This is a genomic window from Modestobacter excelsi, from assembly GCF_005930495.1.
Taxonomy (GTDB): Bacteria; Actinomycetota; Actinomycetes; order Mycobacteriales; family Geodermatophilaceae; genus Modestobacter; species Modestobacter excelsi.
In genome coordinates, this window is the sequence record NZ_SJEX01000004.1 from 115,466 (window position 1) to 136,983 (window position 21,518).

The following is a 21,518-nucleotide window of genomic DNA, read 5'->3' on the forward strand; positions in this document are numbered from 1 at the left end:
TCGACATGAGCAACGTCGCCCTCCCCTCCCGGCCGTTCGGGTGGTTCGCCGACCGATCCATCGGCGTCAAGATCGGCGCGGTCCTGACCCTGCTGGCCGTCGTCGTCCTCGGCACCAACCTGCTGGCGGTCAGCCGCATCAACGACATGCGGGCCGGGCAGGAGGCGATCTACACGGAGAACCTCAAGCCGCTCAACGCACTGTCCGCGGTCCAGCGGGCCACCGCTGCCCACCGCGCCCGGGTCCTCGAGTACGCGGTCTCCGACCCCACCCGCCGCACCGAGCTGCTCGGTGAGATGGACGAGAAGCAGGCCGACGTCGACGCCGCGCTGGCCGAGTACGCCCCCTACGTCGTCGACCAGGAGGCGATGGACTCCTACGCCGACGGTCGCGAGCAGTTCCTGGCCACGAACGCCGGCCTGCTCTTCCCGGCCGCGGACGCCGGCAACCTCACCGCGTTCGCGCAGGTCTACCGGGACGTCTCCAGCCCGCTGCTGACCCAGATCGCCGACGGCCTCGAGGCGGAGGGCGAGGCCCAGTCCGCCCAGGCCGCCGCGCGCAACGCCGCCGCCGCCGACGAGGCGAGCAGCTCCATCACGCTGCTGCTGGTCACCTCGATCACCGCCGTCCTGGTCGCCGCCGGCCTGGCCCTGCTGGTCGTCCGCCGGATGGTGAGCACCGTCCGCTCGGTGCAGAGCGCCGTGGAGGCCATGGCCGACGGCGACCTCACGGTGCTGCCGGAGGTCCGCGACCGTGACGAGCTGGGCCGGATGGCCGAGTCGCTGGCCGCGGCGCAGACCAACCTGCGGTCGGTGATGTCCTCGGTCGTCGCGTCCTCGGACGCGGTGGCTGCGGCGTCGGAGGAGCTGTCGGCGTCCTCCGCGCAGATCTCGGCGTCGGCGGAGGAGACCTCCGCGCAGTCCGGTGTGGTGTCCACCGCGGCGGAGGAGGTGTCCCGCAACGTGGCGACGGTGGCGGCGGGTGCGGAGCAGATGGGTGCCTCGATCCGGGAGATCAGCCAGAACGCCAACGAGGCGGCCCGGGTGGCCGCGCAGGCGGTCGCGGAGGCGGAGGCCACGACGGCGACGATCACCCAGCTGGGCACGTCGTCGCAGGAGATCGGCGCCGTGGTCAAGACCATCACCTCGATCGCGGAGCAGACCAACCTGCTGGCGCTGAACGCCACGATCGAGGCGGCGCGGGCGGGGGAGGCCGGGAAGGGGTTCGCGGTGGTGGCCAACGAGGTGAAGGAGCTGGCGCAGGAGACGGCGCGGGCGACGGAGGACATCGCGCGGCGGGTGGAGGCGATCCAGGGTGACACCTCGGGTGCGGTCTCGGCGATCGGCCGGATCTCGGAGATCATCGGGTCGATCAACGACTTCCAGTTGACCATCGCCAGTGCGGTGGAGGAGCAGACGGCGACGACCAATGAGATGTCCCGGTCGGTGCAGGAGGCCGCGGGTGGGTCGACCGAGATCGCCGTGAACATCACCGGGGTGTCCACGGCGGCGTCCTCGACCACCCAGGCGCTGGGGCAGACCCGGCAGGCGGTGGACGAGCTGTCCCGGATGGCCTCGCACCTGCGCACCACGGTGGCCCGCTTCACCTACTGAGCGGACCCCCTCGACGGGGCCCCGACGCACCACCGCGGCCGCTGCTCCGCCCTCTTCCCCGGGCGGAGTGGCGGCCGCGGCGCGTCCCGGGTCAGGCGGCCAGGTGGAAGGTGCTCGCGAAGCGGTCGAGCAGGTCACCCCGCCCGCGCAGCACCTCGACCACGCCGGTCGCGATCGCGCGGTCCGGGGCGAGCTCCCCGGAGATGACCCGGTGGATGCCCGGACCCGTGGCGAAGGCGAGGTCCACCGGTCCCTCGCCCCGCGTCACGTCCAGGGTGGAGCCGTCCACCCGGATGAGCAGCTCGGCAGAGCCGACCCGGGCCCCGTAGGCCGTCGCCGGCAGGTCTGCCGCCACCTGCGGCCGGAAGGCGGTGCGCAGGGAGATGGTCATCGAGTCGGGGGTGATGATCTGGTCCTCCCGGGGGTCGCCCATCGCCTTGAAGCCCCAGGCCCCGAGCGCGAGCACGACGGGCTCGAGCTCGTGGCCGTAGGGGGTCAGCTCGTAGACGACGACCCGGGAGCGCGGCGCCCGCCGCAGGACGCCGGCCGCCTGCAGCTCCTTGAGCCGCGCCGCCAGGACGTTGCTCGGGATGCGGGGGAGCCCCGCGGCGAGCTCGCCGTAGCGGCGCGGCCCGACGAGCAGGTCGCGCACGATGAGCAGTGCCCAGCGCTCGCCCACGAGCTCCAGCGCCCGGGTGATGCCGCAGTACTGCCCGTAGTCGCGTGCGGCCACCGCCCTCAGGCCTGCTGGGCCGCGAAGGCCGCGGGGCCCTGCTCGGCGGCGACCGGGTCCATCCAGCCGAACTCGATGATGTTGCCGTCGGGGTCGGTGAGCTGACGCTGGTACATGAAGCCGTAGTCCGAGGCAGGGCGCGGCTCCGAGCCCCCTGCGGCGAGGCCGTCGGCGACGGTGGCGTCGACCGCCTCACGGCTGTCGAGGAAGAGCGCGGTCGACACCGACGGGCTCGTCCTCGGGTCGCCGATCGGCAGGTCGGTGAAGGTCTGGAAGAACTCGCGCACCAGCAGCATGAAGTAGTTGTGGCCGTCCTCGACGACGACGCAGGCCGCGTTGTGATCGGTGAACTGCGGGTTGATGGTGCCTCCGATCGCCGTGTAGAACGCCTTCGCGCGCTCCAGGTCGGTCACCGGCAGGTTGACGAACATCGCGGTCATCGTGGTCTCCCTCGCATGGCTCCTGCTGTGGACGACGTCACACTTGCAAAAAGCAAGTCAGCCGTCAAGACCCCTCACCGCGACGTCGACAAGGCGATCGGACGGCCTGGTCACCGAGGTGTCTGTGCGCATCCGGCAGGAGCTGTCACGTTGCGGTGAACCGTCCTCCGGTGCTGCCGAGAATGGCCCCGACGACCATTCCGGGACGTCTTCGGACCGATCGCGCGCCGTGCGCCGCCGGTCGGTCCCTCCCCCGCCACCCACCTGGAGAACCGCCATGTCCTCGTCGTCGTCCCCTGCTCCGCGCCGCGCCTGGTGGGGTGACCGTCCGGTGCGCACCAAGGTCCTGACCGCGGTCGGTACGGCTGCGGTCGTCGCCGCCGGCGTCGGCGTGACCGGGATCGTGGCCCTCGGGGCGTCGGCGGACACCAGCCACAGCCTGTACGCGAGCAACCTGGTCGGGGTCAGCACCGTCGGGGACATGCGAGTCGTCATCGGGCAGGTCCGCAAGGCCACCCGGGACGCGGTGATCACCCCCGACCCGGCGGAGACGCAGCACATCCTCGACCAGCTCCCTGGGCTGGCCGCCGACTACCACACCGCGGTGGACGCCTACGCCGCGTCGATGCCGACGCCCGAGAAGCAGGACCTGGTCGACCAGGCCTCGGCCCTGTTCGACCAGTACGTGCAGGTGGCCACCGCAGAACTGGGCCCGCTGGCCCGCGCGTCGGACACCGCCGGCTGGTACCGGACGAACAAGGCCGACGTCGCGCCCCTGGCCTCGCAGGCCGAGGACCTCGTCAGCCAGGTCCGCGACCTCGAGGTCGAGGAGGCGGCGGCGGCGGACGAGTCCGCTGCCGCCGCCTACCGGTCGCAGCGCACGCTGGCCGTGGTCCTGGTGGTCGCCGGCCTGGTCGTCGCCCTGGGGGTCGGTCTCGCCGTCGCCCGCGGTCTCGCCCGGGACGTGCGCCGGGTCAAGGTGGTGACCGACGCGCTGGCCGCCGGTGACCTCACCGCGAGCAGTGGGCTGAGGACCCGCGACGAGCTGGGGCTCATGGGCGCCTCGCTCGACGACGCGGTCACCTCGCTCCGCGAGCTGATGGTCACGATCTCGGCCTCCGCCGACGCCGTGGCCGCGTCCTCGGAGGAGCTGTCGGCCTCCTCCAGCCAGATCGCCGCCTCGGCGGAGGAGACGTCGGTCCAGTCGGGGGTGGTGTCCGCCGCCGCGGAGGAGGTCTCCCGCAGCGTGGGCACCGTCGCGGCGGGCGCCGAGGAGATGGGTGCCTCGATCCGGGAGATCAGCCAGAACGCCAACGAGGCGGCCCGGGTCGCCGCGCAGGCGGTCACCGAGGCCGAGGCCACCACCGCGACGATCACCACGCTGGGCACCTCGTCGCAGGAGATCGGCGCCGTGGTCAAGGTGATCACGAGCATCGCCGAGCAGACCAACCTGCTGGCGCTCAACGCGACCATCGAGGCCGCCCGCGCGGGGGAGGCCGGCAAGGGCTTCGCGGTGGTCGCCAACGAGGTCAAGGAGCTCGCCCAGGAGACCGCGCGGGCGACCGAGGACATCGCCCGCCGGGTGGAGGCGATCCAGGGCGACACCACCCGCGCGGTCCAGGCGATCACCGGCATCTCGACGGTGATCGGGTCGATCAACGACTACCAGCTGACCATCGCCAGCGCGGTGGAGGAGCAGACGGCCACCACCCAGGAGATGTCCCGCTCCGTCCAGGAGGCCGCGGGCGGGTCGACCGAGATCGCGGCCAACATCACCGGCGTCTCGACGGCGGCCGACAGCACCACCCAGGCGCTCAGCCACAGCCGGCAGGCCGTGGACGAGCTGTCCCGGATGGCGGCGGACCTGCGCGGCTCGGTGTCCCGCTTCACCTTCTGAAGGGACGGGAGTTTCGACGCACCGTGATCGGGCACTGACGGCGCGACAGCGCCACGCGGCCGCCATCTCCTCGCTGTCCTGCGAGCGGGTGACGGCCGCGTGGCTTTCCGCGAGTGGGCCCCGCACGATCGACCGACCACCCACCCTGGAGGCGACGTGCCCTACTCCCTGGTCAGCGCAGCGACGCTCGGCTTCGACCTCGTCCGCCTGCCCGGAGGGGAACGTGTCGCGGACGTCCTGCTGGCCGGCCTGGGCGCCGACGCCGCCGCCCTGCACCGCCTCGCCGCCGGCCACGCCGCGGCCGGCCGGCCCGCCGCCGAGCGGGCCGAGCTCGCCGTCCGGGCGCGCCGGGCGCACGAGCTGGCCGCCACCGGCGTGCCGCAGCTGCGGGACATCGGCGACCCGGGGGGCACCGCCCCCGACCGGTCCGCGCGGCTGGTCACCCTGCTCGAGCAGGGCACCATCGGCAACACCCCCGCCCTGGAGCGGCTGGTCCGGGACGACGTCCTGGGCCCGGAGCACGCGGCGGTGGCCGACCTCGACCCGGCGGTGGCCACGCTCGCCGCCGACGTGCTGGCCGACGCCGCCACCGGCTGGTGGGCCGCCGACGCGCTGCCCGACCCGGTGCGGCAGCAGCTCACCGGCCCGTACGCCACCGTCGCCGCCTGGGAGCCGCTCCCCCGCCCCGAGCTCGGCCCGGCCGCCCCGGCCCTGGCCGAGCTGCTCGACGAGCTGCGGGCGCTCGACGAGACCGGACGGCGCCGCTGGCGGCTCGCCGTCGAAGCCACCCGGCTGCAGCGCCGCCCGTGGGCCGCGGCGATGCACGGTGCCGCGTGGGCCGCGCACGTCTCGGGCCGGACCCGGACGCTCGCCGCGGCCCAGCTGGTCGCCGTTCAGGCGTTCGGAGCGGCCGGCTTCACCGCCCGGGACGGCGCGGAGGGCGTGTGGAACGCCCTGGCCGGCTGCGTGCAGGGGCTGGCGATGGGCGACCTGCTCGACGAGGAGTCGCTCACGGTCCTCGGTGCGCCCTGGCAGCTGGTGACGGGCAGGTCGCTCCCGCACGGCGGGTGATCCCCAGCTCCCGCGCAGTCTGGCTCAAGACCCCGGCAGCTGGTGCCGATAGAGGTGGGGAGCGGCCCACCGGCCGGAACACGGGCTGCGGGGGAACGCGTGGAGAAGATCAAGGTGATGGTGGTCGACGACTCCGTCGTCGTCCGCAAGATCGTCACCGACGTGCTCTCCGAGGACCCGATGATCTCCGTCGTCGGGACGGCGCCGAACGGCCGGCTGGCGGTGGCCAAGCTCGAGCAACTCAAGCCCGACCTGGTCACGATGGACATCGAGATGCCGGAGATGAACGGCATCGAGGCGGTCCGCGCCATCCGCCGCGGCGCACCCGGGCGTGAGCCCAGCCGCGTGCCGATCATCATGTTCAGCACGCTGACCGAGCGCGGCGCCTCGGCGACCCTCGACGCCCTGTCGGCCGGCGCGAACGACTACGTCACCAAGCCGGCGAACGTCGGCAGCGTCGCCCAGTCGATGGAGAGCGTGCGCCAGCAGCTCACCCCGAAGATCAAGGCGCTCACCGGCCGGCCGCTGACCGGCGGCCCCACCGCCGCCCCGGCGATGGCGCCGATCGCCGTCCGGCCGCCCGTGCCGCGCACCCGCGCGGTCAAGGAGCCCGCCGTCCTGGTGATCGGCTCGTCGACCGGTGGACCGGAGGCCCTGACCAAGGTGCTGCCGCTGCTGCCGGCCACCCTGCCGGTGCCGGTGCTGCTGGTGCAGCACATGCCCCCCGTCTTCACCCGCCAGTTCGCCCAGCGGCTGGACCGGCTCTGCGCGCTGGACGTGGTGGAGGCCGGTGACGGCACCCCGCTGGCGCCCGGCACCGTGCACATCGCCCCCGGTGACTTCCACCTGACCATCGGCAGCAGCGGCGCGGCGCGCCGGACGGCGCTGAACCAGGCCCCGCCGGAGAACTTCTGCCGGCCCGCCGTCGACGTGCTGTTCCGCTCCGCCGTCGCCGCCTACGACGGCGCGGTGCTGGGCGTCGTCCTCACCGGCATGGGCTCCGACGGCCGGGTCGGCGCGGGCCAGATCCGCGAGGCCGGCGGCAGCGTCATCGCCCAGGACCAGGCCACCTCGGTCGTCTGGGGCATGCCCGGGGCCGTCACCCAGGCGGGTCTCGCGGACGAGGTCGTGCCGCTCGGCCGGGTCGCCGAGGCCGTCCTGCGACTGCTCCCCGTCCCCCGACCCGCCGCCGCCTTCTCGGCCGCCCGAGCCGGAGGCCTCCGATGACCCTCACCGCCACGAGCTTCGACTGGGTGCGCCAGCTGGTGCACCGCGAGAGCGCGATCGTCCTGCAGCCCGGCAAGGAGTACCTGGTCGAGGCACGGCTGCTGCCGATGGCCCAGCAGCGCGGCCTGTCCGGGGTCAGCGAGCTGGTCGAGTCCGTCCGCAGCCGCCCCGACGCGGCCACCACCCGGCGGATCGTCGAGGCGCTGACCACCAACGAGACGTCGTGGTTCCGCGACGGCGACCCGTTCACCTCGCTCACCGGCACGGTCCTGCCGCAGCTGGTCGCGGCCCGGCGCCCCGACGAGCGGCTGCAGATCTGGTCGGCGGCCTGCTCCAGCGGGCAGGAGGCCTACACGGTGGCGATGCTGCTGTCCGACGCGCTGCCCAACGCCGCCACCCGGGTGTCGATCACGGCGACCGACCTGTCCCGGCAGATGGTGGAGCGCACCCGCGCCGGCCGGTTCAGCCAGCTCGAGGTCAACCGCGGGCTGCCCGCCTCGATGCTCGTGCGGCACTTCACCCGGGCGGGCAACGAGTGGGAGATCTCCCCTCCCCTGCGCCGGATGATCACCGCCAGCGAGTGCAACCTCGCCGCACCGCTGCCCCGGCTGGGCCCGTTCGACGTGGTCTACCTGCGCAACGTGCTCATCTACTTCGACCTGCCCACCAAGCAGGCGATCCTCGGCCGCGTCCGCCAGCTCATGCGCCCCGACGGGTGGCTGTTCCTGGGGGCCGCGGAGACGACGCTCGGCGTCGACGAGAACTGGGAGCGGGTCGTCCTCGGCCGCGGCTCCGCGTACCGCCTACGGAAGGGAGCCTGAGATGCGAGCTCTGGTGATCGACGACTCCCGTGCCATGAGGCGCATCGTCGGCACGATCCTCACCGACTTCGGATACGAGGTGCGTGAGGCCGGCGACGGTCGCCAGGCCCTCGACGTGCTGGAGGAGGGGTGGGACCCCGACCTGTGCTGCATCGACTGGAACATGCCGGTGATGGACGGGCTCCAGTTCGTCTTCGCCGTCCGGGCCACCCCGGCGTACCGCCAGGTCACGCTGATGATGGTGACCACGGAGAGCGAGACGGGCCAGATCGTCAAGGCGCTGGCCGCCGGCGCCCACGAGTACCTGATCAAGCCCTTCACGGCCGACGCGCTGCGGGACAAGCTCGCGCTGCTCGGCCTGCTGCCCGAGCAGGTGACCGCGTGACCACGGCCCAGCGGACCCAGCCGATCAGCACCCTGCTGGACCCCGCGACGGTGCAGAGCATCGCCGACGAGGTCTGGCCGTCGCTGGTCGGCGACGGCGAGGCCTTCGTGCCCGTCCCGGTCGCCCCGCCGGGGGAGGTCGTCAGCGCCTGGGTGGACATCGTCGGTCCGTGGACCGGCTCCGTCGTCCTCACCTGCTCCCCCGCCACCGCGCGGGCGCTGACCGAGAACGTCCTGATGACCCGGCCGCCGGTGGTCGTGGACGACGAGGACGTCGCCGACGCGCTGGGCGAGCTCGCCAACGTGCTCGGCGGCAACATCAAGAGCGTCCTGCCGGGCGAGTCCCGGCTGGGGCTCCCCCGGACCGGCACCGCCCCGCCGCGTGGCCGGCTGGACGACGTCTGTGCCCTCGCCGGTCAGTGGCGAGGGGACTTCCTGACCATCACCGTGCAGGGCACCGCCCCGCACCCGAGCGGAACTGAGGTGCCGCAGTGAAGATCCTGGTGACCGACGACAGCCGTGTCATGCGGCAGATCGTGATCCGCACCCTCCGGCAGGCGGGCTACGACGACCACGACATCATCCAGGCCGAGAACGGCCGGGAGGCCTTGGAGATGGTCGGCTCCGAGCACCCCGACCTGGTCCTGTCGGACTGGAACATGCCCGAGATGAGCGGGATCGAGTGCCTGGAGGCGCTGCGTGCCTCGGGGTCGCAGGTGCCCTTCGGCTTCGTGACCTCGGAGGGCTCCCCGGAGATGCGGGCGAAGGCGGCCAACGCCGGAGCCATCTTCCTCATCGCCAAGCCGTTCAACGAGGACACCTTCAAGGACGCCCTGGACGGGGTGATCGCATGACCGCCGCCGCGCCGGCCCTGCTGCCCAACCCCAAGGACGTCCGCGACCTGCTGGAGAACCTCTTCGGCAAGGCCGTCACCGTCGCCCCCGGGGACCCGGTGTCGCTGAACGGCAAGGCGGCCGTGGCCGTCTACGTCGACCCGACGATGGCGACCACCGCGCTCTGCCTGCTCGACATCCGGCTGGCCGCCTGGCTCGCCGGGGCGCTGGCCCTGCTCCCCAAGGGCGGGCTGGAGGACGCGATCGACGAGGGCGAGCTCTACCCGATGCACCTCGAGGCCGTCTACGAGGTGGTGAACATCGCCGCGTCGATGTTCAACGGCGAGGGCATCAACCACTCGAAGCTGTACGAGCTGTACGCGCCGGGGGAGTCCGTCCCGGGGGACATCGCCGGCCTGGCCGCGGCGTTCAACCGGATCGACCTCACGGTCGACGTGGCCGGGTACGGCTCGGGCAGCCTGTCGATCGTGCTGGCCCACTAGGCCGCAGCAGCACCCGGGACGGGGGAGCGGGACCGCCTCAGGGCGGCCCTGCTCCCCCGTTTCCGAATCTGTGCCGTCCTGTGGCCGGGGCTGGTCCACGGGGTCAGGATCACTGCATGGCCACGAGCAGCTCACCCCGGGACGACGGCGGGGCGGACACCGGCACGCCGAGCCGCCGCCGCGACAGGACGCACCTCCTGTACCTGTCGGTCATCGCCGCCGTCGCGCTCGGCATCGTCGTCGGGCTGGTCTTCCCGGACTTCGCGGTCGGCCTCAAGTGGCTCGGTGACGCCTTCGTCGCCCTGATCAAGATGCTGATCTCGCCGGTCATCTTCTGCACGATCGTCCTGGGCATCGGCTCGATCCGGAAGGCCGCCCAGGTCGGCCGGGTCGGTGGCCTGGCGCTCGGCTACTTCATCCTGATGTCCACCTTCGCGCTGACCATCGGGCTGGTCGTGGGGAACCTGCTGCACCCCGGCGACGGCCTGCAGCTCACCGACGAGCTGCGCAGCCGGGGAGCCGACCTGGCCACCGAGAGCGAGGGGGAGGGCGGCACCACCGGGTTCATCCTCGGGCTCATCCCGACCACGCTGGTCTCCGCGCTGACCGAGGGCTCGGTGCTGCAGGCGCTGCTGGTCGCCCTGCTCGTCGGCTTCGCGATCCAGTCGATGGGCGCGGCGGGGGAGCCTGTCCTGCGCGGCATCGGCCACTTCCAGAAGCTGGTCTTCCGGGTGCTGGCGATGATCATGTGGGTGGCCCCGATCGGCGCCTTCGGCGCCATCGCCGCCGTCGTCGGCGCCACCGGTGTCGACGCCCTGAAGAGCCTCGCCGTCCTCATGCTCGGCTTCTACGCCACCTGCCTGATCTTCGTCTTCGGGGTGCTCGGCACCGTCCTGTGGGTCTTCGCCCGGGTCAACGTGTGGAAGCTGCTGAAGTACCTGGCCCGGGAGTTCCTGCTCATCGTCTCGACGTCGTCCTCGGAGACGGCGCTGCCGCGGCTGATCGCCAAGATGGAGCACGTCGGGGTGTCCAAGCCGGTGGCCGGCATCGTGGTGCCGACCGGCTACTCGTTCAACCTGGACGGCACGGCGATCTACCTGACGATGGCCTCGCTGTTCATCGCCGAGGCGCTCGGCGACCCGCTGTCGCTGGGGGAGCAGATCGGCCTGCTGGTCTTCATGATCATCGCCTCGAAGGGCGCGGCCGGGGTGACCGGGGCCGGGCTGGCCACGCTCGCCGGCGGGCTGTCCTCGCACCGCCCCGAGCTGCTCGACGGCGTGGGCCTGATCGTCGGCATCGACCGGTTCATGTCCGAGGCCCGCGCGGTCACCAACTTCTCCGGCAACGCCATCGCGTGCGTCCTGATCGCCAACTGGACCAGGGAGCTGGACCGGGAGCAGCTCGACCAGGTGCTCGCCGGCAACCGGCCGTTCGACGAGGCGACGATGGTCGACGACGAGCACGCGGGGCAGGCCCCGGCGCCCCAGGTCGACCCCCGGTAGGCGCGGAGCCACGGTGCCCCGTGGGCGATGGGGCACAGTGGTGCCATGACCGGGGGCGGTGGGGCCGTGGCGGCCGACGTCCTGATGTCGGCGGTGGAGGGGATGACCCGCCCGCTGTTCGTGCTCGACCCGCAGTGGCGGTTCAGCTACATCAACCCGGCCGGCGCGCGCCTGCTCGACCGGACCGTCGAGGAGCTCACCGGCGCGGTCGTCTGGGAGGAGTTCCCCGAGGCCGTCGGCAGCCCGTTCGACGACCACTACCGCCGGGTCGCCGAGACCGGCCTCCCGGCCGGGTTCGAGGCCTGGTTCGACCCGTTGGGCATCTGGTTCCAGGTCGACGCCTTCCGCACCGACGGCGGTGTGGTGGTCACCTACGACGACGTCACGGCGCGGCACGAGGTCGAGCGGGCCCGCGAGGAGGCGATCACCGCCCGCGAGGAGGCTGCCGGGGAGGCCCAGGTGGCCGCTGCCGCCGCCGAGCTCGCCGGGCGGCACCTGATGCTGCTCGGCGACATCAGCCAGGCGATGACCGCGACCTCGGACACCGACGCGGCGGTGCAGCGCCTCGCCGAGCTGGTGGTCCCGCTGCTGGCCGACTGGTGCCTGGTGAGCGTCGTGGAGAACGGCCGGCGGCGGGGACGTCGGCCGGGCGCACGCCGACCCGGCCATGGCCGAGGCGCTGCACCGCTACGCCGACCTCCGCGCGACGACCAACCGGTCGGCCGCGCCGGTGCCCACCGCGCTGCGCGAGGGGCGGCCGGTGGTCATCCAGGAGCTCACCCCGGAGCAGGTGGTCGCGATGACCACCCCGCAGGCCCGCGACATGCTGGCGCCGCTGCGGCCGACCGCCGTCGCCGCCTTCCCGCTGATCGCCCGCGGCGAGCAGTTCGGCGCGTTCACCCTGGTCACCGGCCCGGAGCGGGGTGCCTTCACCGACGCCGAGCTGCGCACCGCCGACATCGCCTCCCGCCGGGCCGCCCTGGCCCTGGACAACGCCCGGCTGACGACCGCGCAGAGCCGGGTGGCCGAGCGGCTGCAGCGCAGCCTGCTCTCCCCGCCGGTCCAGCCGGACGACCTCCAGCTGGCCGTGCGCTACCGGCCCGCGGTGCAGGACGTGTCGATCGGCGGTGACTGGTACGACGCGTTCCTGCAGCCCGACGGGTCCACGGTGCTGGTCATCGGCGACGTGATGGGCCACGACCTCGAGGCCGCGGCGGTCATGGGCCAGCTCAAGACGCTCGTCCGGGCGATCGCCTACGACCGGCAGGACGCCCCGGCCGACCTGATCCGCCGGGTCGACCTGGCCGTCGTCGGCCTGGAGGTCGCCACGCTGGCCACCGCGCTGGTGGCCCAGGTCGAGCAGGACGACGACGACCGGGTGGCCGGGCTGCGCCGGGTGCGGTGGGCCTCGGCCGGGCACCCGATGCCGATGCTGCTGCAGGCCGACGGCAAGGTCGTGGACCTCGACGGGCCGGTGGGCCCGCCGCTGGGCATCGGCTGGCCCGGCGAGCGCGCCGACGGGCTCACCGTCGTCCCGGCCGGCAGCACCCTGCTGCTGTTCACCGACGGGCTCTTCGAGCGCCGCACCGGTGACCTGGACCAGGGCCGGGAACGGCTGCGCGCCGCCGTCCAGGACCTGGCGGCGGAGCCGCTGGAGCAGCTGTGCGACGGCCTGCTCGCCGTCCTGCTGGCCGACGGCGCGGAGGACGACGTCGCCCTGCTGGCCGTCCGGGCGCACCCGGTGGGCGCCGAGCGGCCGGCCGTCAGCTGAGCGGGGTCCGGGCCGCCGCTGCCCGCACCGCCGCGGTGATCGCCGCGACGCCCAGCTCGGTCCACAGGATCGACCAGTGGTCGGTGTCGGGCACCTCGACCGCGGTGACGTGGGCGTCCTCCAGGCCCATCCCGGCCAGCCGCACCTCGTCGTAGAGCCCGGGCACCTCGCCGGCCATGCCGCGCGTCGCCCAGAGCAGCGTCGCGGGCACCGGGAGGTCGGTCGTCGCCTCCAGCACCGCCTCGTTGCGCAGCATGTCCGCGCCGTCCACCCGCACCGCCTCGTGCACCACCGCGCTGTGCAGGTCGGGCTCGCTCCCGGTGAGGTCCCGCATCAGGAAGGCCGCCACCGCCGGGTCGCCGACCCACGGGCCGACCGCCGGGTGCTCGCTCCAGAACGCGCGCACCGCCGGGAGCTCCGGGAACGAGCGGTCCAGCCGGTCCAGCGAGGAGCCGAGGAACACGGCGAGCATGTCGTCGGTGTCGGCCGCCGGCGGGACGGCGAAGGGCAGGCCGCCGTCGACGAGAACCAGCCCGTGCACCAGGTCGCGGGCCGTGCCGGCCGTGGCCAGCGCGGCGACGAAGCCGCCCATCGAGTGGCCGACCAGCACCGTGGCGTCGGCACCGGCCTCCGCGTCGGCCCCGAAGCGCTCGAGCAGCGCGGTGACGTCGGCCGCGTGCGCGGACAGGCCGTAGGGCCCGGGCAGCTCCGCGCTGCGCGCCCGGCCGCGCAGGTCCGGGGCGACGACCTCGCACTCGCCGGCCAGCGCCGAGGCCACCTTCGCCCAGACCATCGAGTTGCCGGTGATGCCGTGCACCAGCACGACCAGCGGGGCGGCCGGGGCGTCGGCGGCCCAGTACAGGGCGGCCAGGTCACCGCCCTCCACCGGGACGCGGATCTCCTCGGGCGTGCGGACGTCGGCTGGGGTGCTCACGGCCACACCCTGCCCTAGTCGGTGGCGTGGCTGAGCAGGTACCGGCCGAAGTGCGGCACGGTGAAGGCGATCTGACCCCGCTCCGCGGAGTAGACCAGCCCCTTCTTGATCAGCGAGTCACGCGCCGGTGAGAGCGAGGCCGGCTTGCGGCCCAGGGCCACCGCCACGTCGCTGGTGCCGACCGCGGCACCGGTCGGCCCGCCCAGCTCGGCCATGGCGTGCATGTACTCCCGCTCGGCCGGGGTGGCCCGGTCGTAGCGGGAGCCGAAGAAGCCCACCGCCAGCTCGGCCTCCGCCGCCGGCGCGGCCATCGCGACGTCGGCGGCGGTGATGGGGGAGGAGGCGGCGACGTCCCAGGTGACCTTGCCGTAGGCCTGGACGAAGTAGGGGTAGCCGTCGGCGGCCGCGTAGAGCTCGTCGAGGGCGGCGGTGTCGAACTCGACGTCCTCCCGCTCGGCGGGCGCGAGCAGCGCCCGGTCGGCAGCGGCCCGGTCCAGCCGGTCGATCCGCAGGTAGCGGAAGAGCCGCTCCGAGTAGCTCTTCGAGGCGCTCAGCACGGCCGGCAGGTGGGGGAGACCCGCGCCGACGACGATGAGCGGCGAGCCCTGCTGGGAGAGCTCGTGGCAGGCGGCGCAGATGGCCGAGACGTCGTCGGGCTGGACGTCCTGCATCTCGTCGATGAAGAGCGCGACGCCCTTGCCGACGTCGGCGGCGAGCCCGGCCACGTCGCTGAGCAGCTCGACCAGGTCGATCTCCATGTCCCCGGAGTCCGCCCGGCCGGTGCTGGCCGGGACGTCGATGCCCGGCTGCCAGCGGTCGCGCACCTTGGCGTCGGCCGGGGCCTGGCGCTGGGCGAACGCCTTGAGCGTGCCCAGGACGGCGTCGGTGGACTCCTGGTCGGGGTGCCGCAGCTCGCGCAGCGCCATGTGCAGGGCGGCCGACAGCGGCCGGCGCAGCGACTGGTCCGGCCGCGCCTCGATCTTGCCGGTGCCCCAGCCGCGGCTGATCGCCGCGGAGCGCAGCTGGTTGAGCAGCACGGTCTTGCCCACCCCGCGCAGCCCGGTGAGCACCAGCGAGCGCTCCGGCCGGCCGCGGGCGATCCGCTCCAGGACGACGTCGAAGGCGGAGAGCTCGGTGTCCCGGCCGGCCAGCTCGGGCGGCCGCTGGCCGGCGCCGGGGGCGTACGGGTTCCGCACGGGGTCCATGTCGAGCAGGCTATGCGGTCTTCTAGCGTCGGCGATAGACAGGCTTAGACCACGGCATGGAACGCGCGGTCGACCGTCGTCTTCAGCTCTCTAGCGCAGCGGCTAGAGAACGCCAGACGACGTCAGACCACGTCAGACGACGTCAGACCAAGCTCGGGTGCGCTTCTCCGTCGGAACGAGGCTACCAGAGTTCTCGAACAGGTGTTCGATGTCAGTCCTCGGCCGGAGGACCGTCGGGGCGGCGGCGGACGTGCCACCGGTGCACCAGGACGAGCGCGATCAGCGTGAGGCCGAGCGGGACCAGGCTGAGCAGGAGGACCGGTCCGTCACCGGCGGCACCCACCGTGGCGCCGATGGTCACGTGCAGCACCGTGCCCGGCACGAGACCGACCGCCGACCCCAGCAGGTAGGAGCGGAGCGGGATGCCGGAGAGCCCGCCGGCGTAGCTGACCAGGGTGAACGGCGTGATCGGGATGAGCCGGCCCATCAGCACCGCCACGGCACCCCGGGAGGCGAGCAGCTCGTCGGCGCGGGCCAGCCGGGGGCCGGTGAGCCGGGTGACGGTCTCGCGGCCCAGCGAGCGCGCGAGCGCGAACCCGACCAGCGCGCCGAGCACCCCGCTGGCCAGCGCCAGCGCCAGGCCGCCCCAGAACCCGGCGAGCACCCCGCAGAGCACCGAGAGCGCGGTGCGCGGGACAGGGGCGAGGGTGGCGAGGGCCAGCCCGAGCACCAGCGCCGCCCAGCCGAGCGTGCCCAGCTGGTCCAGCCAGCCGCGGAGGGTGGCGACCCCGGGGACGTCGACCAGCAGCGCCACCACGCCGCCGGCGACCAGCAGGACGACGAGCAGGGCGGTGCGGACGAGGGCGGCCCGGGGGAGCCCGCGCAGGCCGCGGCGCTGCGTGCTCTCGGGGGCGGCCACCGGACCAGTGTGCACAGCCGTCGTCTACGAAGGACCCGAGACAGCGCTAGACGAGTGCAGAGCACCGGATCGTGATCTTCGGGCGCTAGCGTGCCGTCGTGGCCACGATCGGGAAGTTCGCCGTACGCGTCGTCGTGCTCGCCGTGATCATCTACGCGGTCACCCGGTTGGTCGACGGCATCAGCGTCGACACCGCCGGGGGCCGCTACGGCGAGGCCGGCACCTACCTGTGGGTTGCGCTGCTGTTCGCACTGGTGAACTCGGTCGTCGGCCCGGTGCTGCGGCTGCTGTCGCTGCCGTTCGTCGTCCTCACCCTCGGGTTGTTCCTGCTGGTCATCAATGCCGCGCTGCTGGGCATCACCGCCGCGATCTCCGACCGGTTCAGCGTCGACGGCTTCGTCCCGGCGGTCCTCGGCGGCCTGCTGATCGCGGTGTTCAGCTGGATCGCGGAGCTGCTGCTGCCGCTGAAGGTGCGCGCCGGTTGAGCCGTTCCGCGGCGCGGCGGACGGAGATCGCCGCAGTACGTGCGGGAGGGCCCGCCGGGAACTAGCGTCGGCGGGCATGGTGGGCAGCGGAACACTCTCGGACGTCGCGCCGGAACGCCCCGCCGACTCCCCCGTCGACATGGCCTCGCTGGAGGCCGCGCAGGACGAGAAGCGCCGGCTGCTGGACACCGCCGCAGGTGCCGCCGCCGGGCTGATCAGCGGGCAGGACGCGCTGCCGGCCGGCGTCGGCGCCGAGGACGGCACGGCGCTGCTGCGCCGCTTCTACGCCGGTGAGCCCGCCGCGGAGGTCGTCGGCCACGCGCCCGAGGACCTCGCCGCGCTCGCCCTGGACCACCTCCGGCTGGCCGCCCGCCGGCTGCCCGGCACCCCGGTCGTCGACGTGCACCGCGCCGAGCGCGGCCGGACGGTGCTGCGCGTCGTCGTCGACGACATGCCGTTCCTGGTCGACTCGGTCACCGCCGAGGTCGTCCGGCAGGGCATCGTCGCCGAGCACGTCGTCCACCCGATCGTCGTGGTGCGCCGCAACGCGGCGGGTGAGCTGATCGCCTTCTGCGACAGCGCGGACGCCGCCGCCTGCGGCGCCGACGCGCTCGCCGAGTCCTGGATGGCCGTCGTGCTGGCCGGCTCGGTGGACGACGAGGCGGCCGAGGACCTGGTCGCCGGGCTGGGCACCGTGCTGGCCGACGTCCGCCGCTCGCACGAGGACGCCGACGCGCTGGCCGCCCGCGCCCACGGGATCGCCGACGCGCTGGACCGGTCGCCCGCCGACGACGAGCCGACCGGCAACGCCGCCGACGACCCGGCCGAGGCCGCCGCGCTGCTCCGTTGGCTGACCAGGGGCAACTTCCTGTTCCTCGGCGCGCGCACCGTCGAGCTGGTCGGCGACGACGGGACCCCGCCGCTGGTGGTGGAGGGCTCGGAGCTCGGCCTGCTCCGCGGGTCACCGGCACGGACCACCTCGGTCGCGCCGGCCGCGCTGGCCGCACCGGGCGCCGTGGGCCGCCGCCGGGTGCTGGTGACCAAGGGCGACGCGCGCTCCACCGTGCAGCGCCCGGCCTGGCTGGACCTCGTCGTGGTCGAGATGCCCGGCGAGCTCCCCGGCAGCCGCGGCCGCCAGCACCTGCTGGTCGGGCTGTTCCCGAACGAGGCCTACACCAGCAGCGTCCGCGACGTCCCGCTCGTGCGGCGGGTCGTCGAGGCGGTGCTCGAGCGGTCCGGGGTGCCGGCCGACAGCCACTCGGGCAAGGAGCTGCTCGACGTCCTCGAGACCTACCCGCGCGACGAGCTGCTGCAGGTCGACGTCGACGAGCTGCTGCCGGTCGCGCTGGCCGTGCTGCACCTGCGGGAGCGCCGGCAGACCCGGCTGTTCCTGCGCCGCGACCCGTTCGGCCGGTTCTTCTCCGCGTTGGTCTACCTGCCCCGCGACCGGTACACGACCCAGGTGCGGCTGACGATGCAGCGGCTGCTGCTGGAGCAGCTCGGCGGCACCAACGTCGAGTTCACCGTCCGGTCCAGCGAGTCGGTGCTCTCCCGGCTGCACTTCGTGGTGCGGGTGCCGGTCAGCCGGCGTGGCGCGGCGACGCTGCCGGACGTCGACGTCCCGGCGCTGGAGGCGACGCTGGCCGCGGCCGCGCGCAGCTGGACCGACGACCTCGCCGACGCCCTCGCCGCCCGGCACGGCGACGACGCCGCCCGGATGCTGGCCCGGGTCGCGGACGCCTTCCCGGCGGCCTACCAGGAGGACTTCCCGGCCCAGGTCGCCGTCGAGGACCTGGCCCGGCTGGACCAGCTGGCCCCCGGCGGGATGGACCTGCGGCTGTGGGCGACCTCCACCGGCCCGGAGGGCGAGCGCCGGCTCACCGTCTACCGGGTGGGGGAGCGGCTGCTGCTCTCCGACGTGCTGCCGGTCCTGCAGCACATGGGCGTGGACGTCCTGGACGAGCGGCCCTACGAGATCGACCGGATCGGCGCCCCGATGGCCTGGGTGTACGACTTCGGCCTCGCCTCACCGACCGGGGAGGTGCCCTTCGCCGGCAGCCTGCCCGAGCGGTTCACCGACACCATCGCGGCGGTCTGGGCCGGTCGGGCCGAGGACGACGCGCTCAACGCGCTCGTCCTGCTCGCCGGCCTCACCTGGCGGCAGGTCGCGGTGCTGCGTGCCTACGTGCAGTGGCTGCGCCAGGGCGGGCTGCCGTTCGGGCAGGCCTACGTCGAGGAGACGCTGGCGGCCCACCCGGGCATCGTCGCCCGGCTGGTGGCGCTGTTCGAGACGCGGTTCCACCCCGACCGCTCGGCCGGCCGGGACTCCCGCACGACGGCGCTGGTCGGGTCCCTGGTCGAGGCGATCGGCTCGGTGGAGTCGTTGGACGCCGACCGGGTGCTGACCTCGCTGCTGGCCGCGGTCCAGGCCACGCTGCGGACCACCGCCTACACCGCCGGCGTCTTCACCGGCGGGGCGCCGCTGGCGCTCAAGCTCGACCCGCACGCCGTCCCCGACCTGCCCGAGCCCCGCCCGGCGCGCGAGGTGTGGGTGAGCTCGCCGCGGGTGATGGGCGTGCACCTCCGCTTCGGTGCCGTCGCCCGCGGCGGGCTGCGCTGGAGCGACCGGCGCGAGGACCTGCGCACCGAGGTGCTGGGGCTGGTCAAGGCGCAGACGGTGAAGAACACCGTCATCGTGCCGACCGGCGCCAAGGGCGGCTTCGTCGTCCTGCGCGGGCCCGGGGAGGGTGCCAACCGCGACGAGGTGCTGGCCGAGGGGCAGGCCTGCTACAAGCTGTTCATCGGCGCGCTGCTGTCGCTGACCGACAACTACTCCGCCGAACCCGGAGCCCCCGGCGCCGTCGTCCCGCCGCAGCGGGTGGTCCGGCACGACGGCGACGACACCTACCTCGTCGTCGCGGCCGACAAGGGGACGGCGACCTTCTCCGACCTGGCCAACGCCGTGGCGATCGAGCGCGGCTTCTGGCTGGGGGACGCGTTCGCCTCCGGCGGCTCGGTCGGCTACGACCACAAGGCGATGGGCATCACCGCCCGCGGCGCCTGGGAGTCGGTCACCCGGCACTTCCGCGAGCTGGGCGTGGACGTGCAGAGCCAGGAGATCACCGTCGCCGGCATCGGCGACATGTCCGGGGACGTGTTCGGCAACGGGATGCTGCTGTCGGAGCACCTGCAGCTGGTGGCCGCCTTCGACCACCGGCACGTCTTCATCGACCCGACGCCGGACGCCGCGGTCTCCTTCGCCGAGCGCCGCCGGCTGTTCGAGCTCCCGCGCTCCTCGTGGGCGGACTACGACCGCGGGCTGATCAGCGCCGGGGGCGGGGTGTGGCCGCGGACGGCGAAGTCCGTCCCGGTCTCCGAGCCGATGCGCATCGCGCTGGGCCTGACCGACGACGTCGAGGCGCTCAGCCCTGCCGAGCTGGTCCGGGCGGTGCTGCTGGCCCCGGTCGACCTGCTGTTCAACGGCGGGATCGGCACCTACGTGAAGGCCGCCTCGGAGAGCGCGCTCGACGTCGGCGACAAGGCCAACGACGCGGTCCGGGTCGACGGCGAGCAGCTGCGCGTGCGGGTGGTGGGGGAGGGCGGCAACCTGGGCCTGACCCAGCGCGGCCGGATCGAGTACGCGCTGGCCGGCGGCCGGGTGAACACCGACGCCATCGACAACTCGGCGGGCGTGGACACCTCCGACCACGAGGTCAACATCAAGATCGCGCTGAACCGCGTCGTCGACGAGGGCCGGCTGGACGCCACCGGGCGGGCCCGGCTGCTGGCGGAGATGGCCGACGAGGTCGCCGCCGACGTGCTCACCGACAACTACGCGCAGAACGCCACGCTGGCCACCGAGTCCACGGCCGCCCGCGGGCTGCTCGACGCCCACCAGCGGTACCTGCGCGCGCTGGAGCGGGGCGGCCGGCTGGACCGGGCGGTGGAGGCGCTGCCCGACGACCGGGCGCTGGCCGAGCGGCGGCGGGACGGCCAGGCGCTCACCAGCCCCGAGCTGGCCGTGCTGCTGGCCTACGCCAAGATCGAGGTCGGCGACGCGGTGCTGCACTCCGGGCTGCCCGACGACCCGGCGCTGGCCGAGCTGCTCTCCGACTACTTCCCCGGGCCGCTGCGCCGGCGGTTCCCCACCGCGCTGACCAGCCACCCGCTGCGCCGGGAGATCGTGGCCACCGCGCTGAGCAACCGGACGGTGAACGTCGCCGGGGTGACCGGCATGTTCCGGCTGGCCGAGGAGACCGGGGCGCCGGTGGCCGCGGTCGTCCGGGCACACGCGGTGGCCCGCGCGGTCTTCGACGTCGACCGGCTCTGGGACGCCCCGCGGGAGCTGGACAACCGGGTGCCCGCCACCACCCAGGTGCACCTGCGCACCGAGGCGACCCGGCTGGCCGAGCGGGCCACCCGCTGGCTGCTGCGGGTGCCGGAGCTGACCGCGGAGCCCGCCGCCACGCTGGGCACGGTGGCCGCGCGGTTCGCCGCCCCGGTGGCCGCCGTCCGCGCCGGGCTGCCGGGCTGGCTGCTCGGGGCCGACGCCGAGGCCTACGCCGACCGAGCCGCGGCGCTGCGGGCGGCCGGGGTGCCGCCGGAGCTGGCCGCGGAGGTCGCCGCGGCACCGCTGCTGCCCACCGCGCTGGACCTGACCGTGGTCGCCGAGCGGACCGGCGCGCCGATCGCGCTGGCCGGCCAGGTCGCGCAGTGCCTGGCCGAGCGGCTGGACCTGGTGCCGCTGCGCGAGCTGGTCATCGGGCTGCCGCGCGACCGCCGGTGGCCGGCGATGGCCCGGGCCACCCTCCGCGACGACCTGGCGACCGAGCAGGCCGCGCTGACCGCCGACGTGCTCGCCCTGCGCGGCTCCGACGACGACCCGGCGGGCGAGCTGGTCGCCCGGTGGGCGGACGCGTGGGACGTGACCCAGCAGCGCTCGGCGGCCCAGCTCGCCGAGCTGGCCGGTGGGGACCGGCACGAGCTCGCCGAGCTGGTGGTCGCCGTCCGCACGCTGCGCGGCCTGCACTCCCGGGGCTGACTCAAGCCGCGGGCGGCCGGCGGTGGTGAGCCAGGCGTCGACGGCGGTGCCCCGCGCACGGGACCCGCTCACCGCCCGTGAGCGGGAGATCCCGGCTCCGCCAGGCACCGGTGGACGGACCCGGCCCGGCCGGACCGGG

At 74.1% G+C, this 21,518-nt stretch carries 18 protein-coding genes and 1 pseudogene; 14 read left to right on the forward strand and 5 right to left on the reverse strand.

Annotated features, from left to right (window positions below; all coding sequences use genetic code 11):
* Positions 1–5 precede the first annotated feature (5 nt).
* A complete protein-coding gene (locus tag FHL80_RS02950) occupies positions 6–1,613 on the forward strand; it encodes a methyl-accepting chemotaxis protein (RefSeq protein WP_138731963.1) in 1,608 nt (535 codons plus the stop codon).
* Between the two features lie 91 nt (positions 1,614–1,704).
* Here the strand turns inward: FHL80_RS02950 and FHL80_RS02955 are convergent, their stop codons facing one another.
* Positions 1,705–2,346 carry a winged helix-turn-helix transcriptional regulator gene (locus FHL80_RS02955; RefSeq protein ID WP_138731964.1) on the reverse strand — a complete coding sequence of 214 codons (642 nt, stop codon included), beginning with the start codon at positions 2,344–2,346 and terminating at the stop codon, positions 1,705–1,707.
* 5 nt (positions 2,347–2,351) lie between these two features.
* Positions 2,352–2,786: a VOC family protein gene (locus FHL80_RS02960; protein WP_138731965.1), complete on the reverse strand. Its 435-nt coding sequence runs from the start codon at positions 2,784–2,786 to the stop codon at positions 2,352–2,354.
* 277 nt (positions 2,787–3,063) lie between these two features.
* On the opposite strand from FHL80_RS02960, the gene FHL80_RS02965 reads away from it, so the two are divergent.
* The 11 genes and pseudogenes from FHL80_RS02965 (at position 3,064) to FHL80_RS03015 (ending at position 12,795) form a co-directional block, all read left to right on the forward strand.
* Positions 3,064–4,683, forward strand: coding sequence for a methyl-accepting chemotaxis protein (locus FHL80_RS02965; protein ID WP_138731966.1), 1,620 nt, complete (start codon positions 3,064–3,066; stop codon positions 4,681–4,683).
* Between the two features lie 156 nt (positions 4,684–4,839).
* Entirely contained in the window at positions 4,840–5,754 is a 915-nt protein-coding gene (locus tag FHL80_RS02970) for a hypothetical protein (protein ID WP_138731967.1), read from the forward strand.
* 99 nt (positions 5,755–5,853) lie between these two features.
* The gene (locus FHL80_RS02975; RefSeq protein ID WP_138731968.1) at positions 5,854–6,981 is read left to right on the forward strand and encodes a protein-glutamate methylesterase/protein-glutamine glutaminase; all 1,128 of its coding nucleotides are present in this window, start codon (positions 5,854–5,856) and stop codon (positions 6,979–6,981) included.
* Positions 6,978–7,802, forward strand: a complete 825-nt coding sequence (locus FHL80_RS02980) for a CheR family methyltransferase (RefSeq protein WP_138731969.1) — start codon at positions 6,978–6,980, stop codon at positions 7,800–7,802. The genes FHL80_RS02975 and FHL80_RS02980 overlap by 4 nt, the downstream gene beginning before the upstream one ends.
* Position 7,803: 1 nt before the next feature.
* Positions 7,804–8,187, forward strand: a complete 384-nt coding sequence (locus tag FHL80_RS02985; RefSeq protein ID WP_138731970.1) for a response regulator — start codon at positions 7,804–7,806, stop codon at positions 8,185–8,187.
* Positions 8,184–8,681 carry a chemotaxis protein CheX gene (locus FHL80_RS02990; protein ID WP_138731971.1) on the forward strand — a complete coding sequence of 166 codons (498 nt, stop codon included), beginning with the start codon at positions 8,184–8,186 and terminating at the stop codon, positions 8,679–8,681. The genes FHL80_RS02985 and FHL80_RS02990 overlap by 4 nt, the downstream gene beginning before the upstream one ends.
* The gene (locus FHL80_RS02995) at positions 8,678–9,040 is read left to right on the forward strand and encodes a response regulator (RefSeq protein WP_138731972.1); all 363 of its coding nucleotides are present in this window, start codon (positions 8,678–8,680) and stop codon (positions 9,038–9,040) included. Before FHL80_RS02990 ends, FHL80_RS02995 begins: the two co-directional genes overlap by 4 nt.
* Positions 9,037–9,522 carry a hypothetical protein gene (locus tag FHL80_RS03000; RefSeq protein ID WP_138731973.1) on the forward strand — a complete coding sequence of 162 codons (486 nt, stop codon included), beginning with the start codon at positions 9,037–9,039 and terminating at the stop codon, positions 9,520–9,522. The genes FHL80_RS02995 and FHL80_RS03000 overlap by 4 nt, the downstream gene beginning before the upstream one ends.
* Before the next feature lie 116 nt (positions 9,523–9,638).
* Positions 9,639–11,024, forward strand: a complete 1,386-nt coding sequence (locus FHL80_RS03005) for a cation:dicarboxylate symporter family transporter (RefSeq protein ID WP_138731974.1) — start codon at positions 9,639–9,641, stop codon at positions 11,022–11,024.
* 102 nt (positions 11,025–11,126) lie between these two features.
* Positions 11,127–11,411, forward strand: a pseudogene (locus FHL80_RS26990) (PAS domain-containing protein); the annotation flags it as partial.
* A 280-nt stretch (positions 11,412–11,691) separates the two neighbouring features.
* Complete coding sequence (locus FHL80_RS03015) at positions 11,692–12,795, forward strand: PP2C family protein-serine/threonine phosphatase (RefSeq protein WP_138731975.1); 1,104 nt, start codon at positions 11,692–11,694, stop codon at positions 12,793–12,795.
* Here FHL80_RS03015 and FHL80_RS03020 read toward each other — a convergent pair.
* From FHL80_RS03020 to FHL80_RS03030, 3 genes are all read right to left on the reverse strand, one after another.
* Positions 12,788–13,729, reverse strand: a complete 942-nt coding sequence (locus FHL80_RS03020; protein ID WP_138731976.1) for an alpha/beta fold hydrolase — start codon at positions 13,727–13,729, stop codon at positions 12,788–12,790. The genes FHL80_RS03015 and FHL80_RS03020 overlap by 8 nt on opposite strands.
* A gap of 14 nt (positions 13,730–13,743) precedes the next feature.
* Positions 13,744–14,934 carry an ATP-binding protein gene (locus FHL80_RS03025; RefSeq protein ID WP_138731977.1) on the reverse strand — a complete coding sequence of 397 codons (1,191 nt, stop codon included), beginning with the start codon at positions 14,932–14,934 and terminating at the stop codon, positions 13,744–13,746.
* A gap of 211 nt (positions 14,935–15,145) precedes the next feature.
* Positions 15,146–15,853, reverse strand: a complete 708-nt coding sequence (locus FHL80_RS03030; RefSeq protein ID WP_138731978.1) for a TVP38/TMEM64 family protein — start codon at positions 15,851–15,853, stop codon at positions 15,146–15,148.
* A 98-nt stretch (positions 15,854–15,951) separates the two neighbouring features.
* Between FHL80_RS03030 and FHL80_RS03035 the strand changes: the two genes are divergently transcribed.
* Positions 15,952–16,338: a phage holin family protein gene (locus FHL80_RS03035; protein ID WP_246078421.1), complete on the forward strand. Its 387-nt coding sequence runs from the start codon at positions 15,952–15,954 to the stop codon at positions 16,336–16,338.
* Between the two features lie 76 nt (positions 16,339–16,414).
* The gene (locus tag FHL80_RS03040; RefSeq protein ID WP_138731979.1) at positions 16,415–21,379 is read left to right on the forward strand and encodes an NAD-glutamate dehydrogenase; all 4,965 of its coding nucleotides are present in this window, start codon (positions 16,415–16,417) and stop codon (positions 21,377–21,379) included.
* Positions 21,380–21,518 lie beyond the last annotated feature (139 nt).

Bases quoted from the DNA above. Each gene is read 5' to 3' on its own strand.
- FHL80_RS02950 (WP_138731963.1), top strand. From the start codon at position 6: ATGAGCAACGTCGCCCTCCCCTCCCGGCCGTTCGGGTGGTTCGCCGAC.
- FHL80_RS02960 (WP_138731965.1), bottom strand. From the start codon at position 2,786: ATGACCGCGATGTTCGTCAACCTGCCGGTGACCGACCTGGAGCGCGCG.
- FHL80_RS02965 (WP_138731966.1), top strand. From the start codon at position 3,064: ATGTCCTCGTCGTCGTCCCCTGCTCCGCGCCGCGCCTGGTGGGGTGAC.
- FHL80_RS02980 (WP_138731969.1), top strand. From the start codon at position 6,978: ATGACCCTCACCGCCACGAGCTTCGACTGGGTGCGCCAGCTGGTGCAC.
- FHL80_RS02985 (WP_138731970.1), top strand. From the start codon at position 7,804: ATGCGAGCTCTGGTGATCGACGACTCCCGTGCCATGAGGCGCATCGTC.
- FHL80_RS03000 (WP_138731973.1), top strand. From the start codon at position 9,037: ATGACCGCCGCCGCGCCGGCCCTGCTGCCCAACCCCAAGGACGTCCGC.
- FHL80_RS03005 (WP_138731974.1), top strand. From the start codon at position 9,639: ATGGCCACGAGCAGCTCACCCCGGGACGACGGCGGGGCGGACACCGGC.
- FHL80_RS03015 (WP_138731975.1), top strand. From the start codon at position 11,692: ATGGCCGAGGCGCTGCACCGCTACGCCGACCTCCGCGCGACGACCAAC.
- FHL80_RS03025 (WP_138731977.1), bottom strand. From the start codon at position 14,934: ATGGACCCCGTGCGGAACCCGTACGCCCCCGGCGCCGGCCAGCGGCCG.
- FHL80_RS03040 (WP_138731979.1), top strand. From the start codon at position 16,415: ATGGTGGGCAGCGGAACACTCTCGGACGTCGCGCCGGAACGCCCCGCC.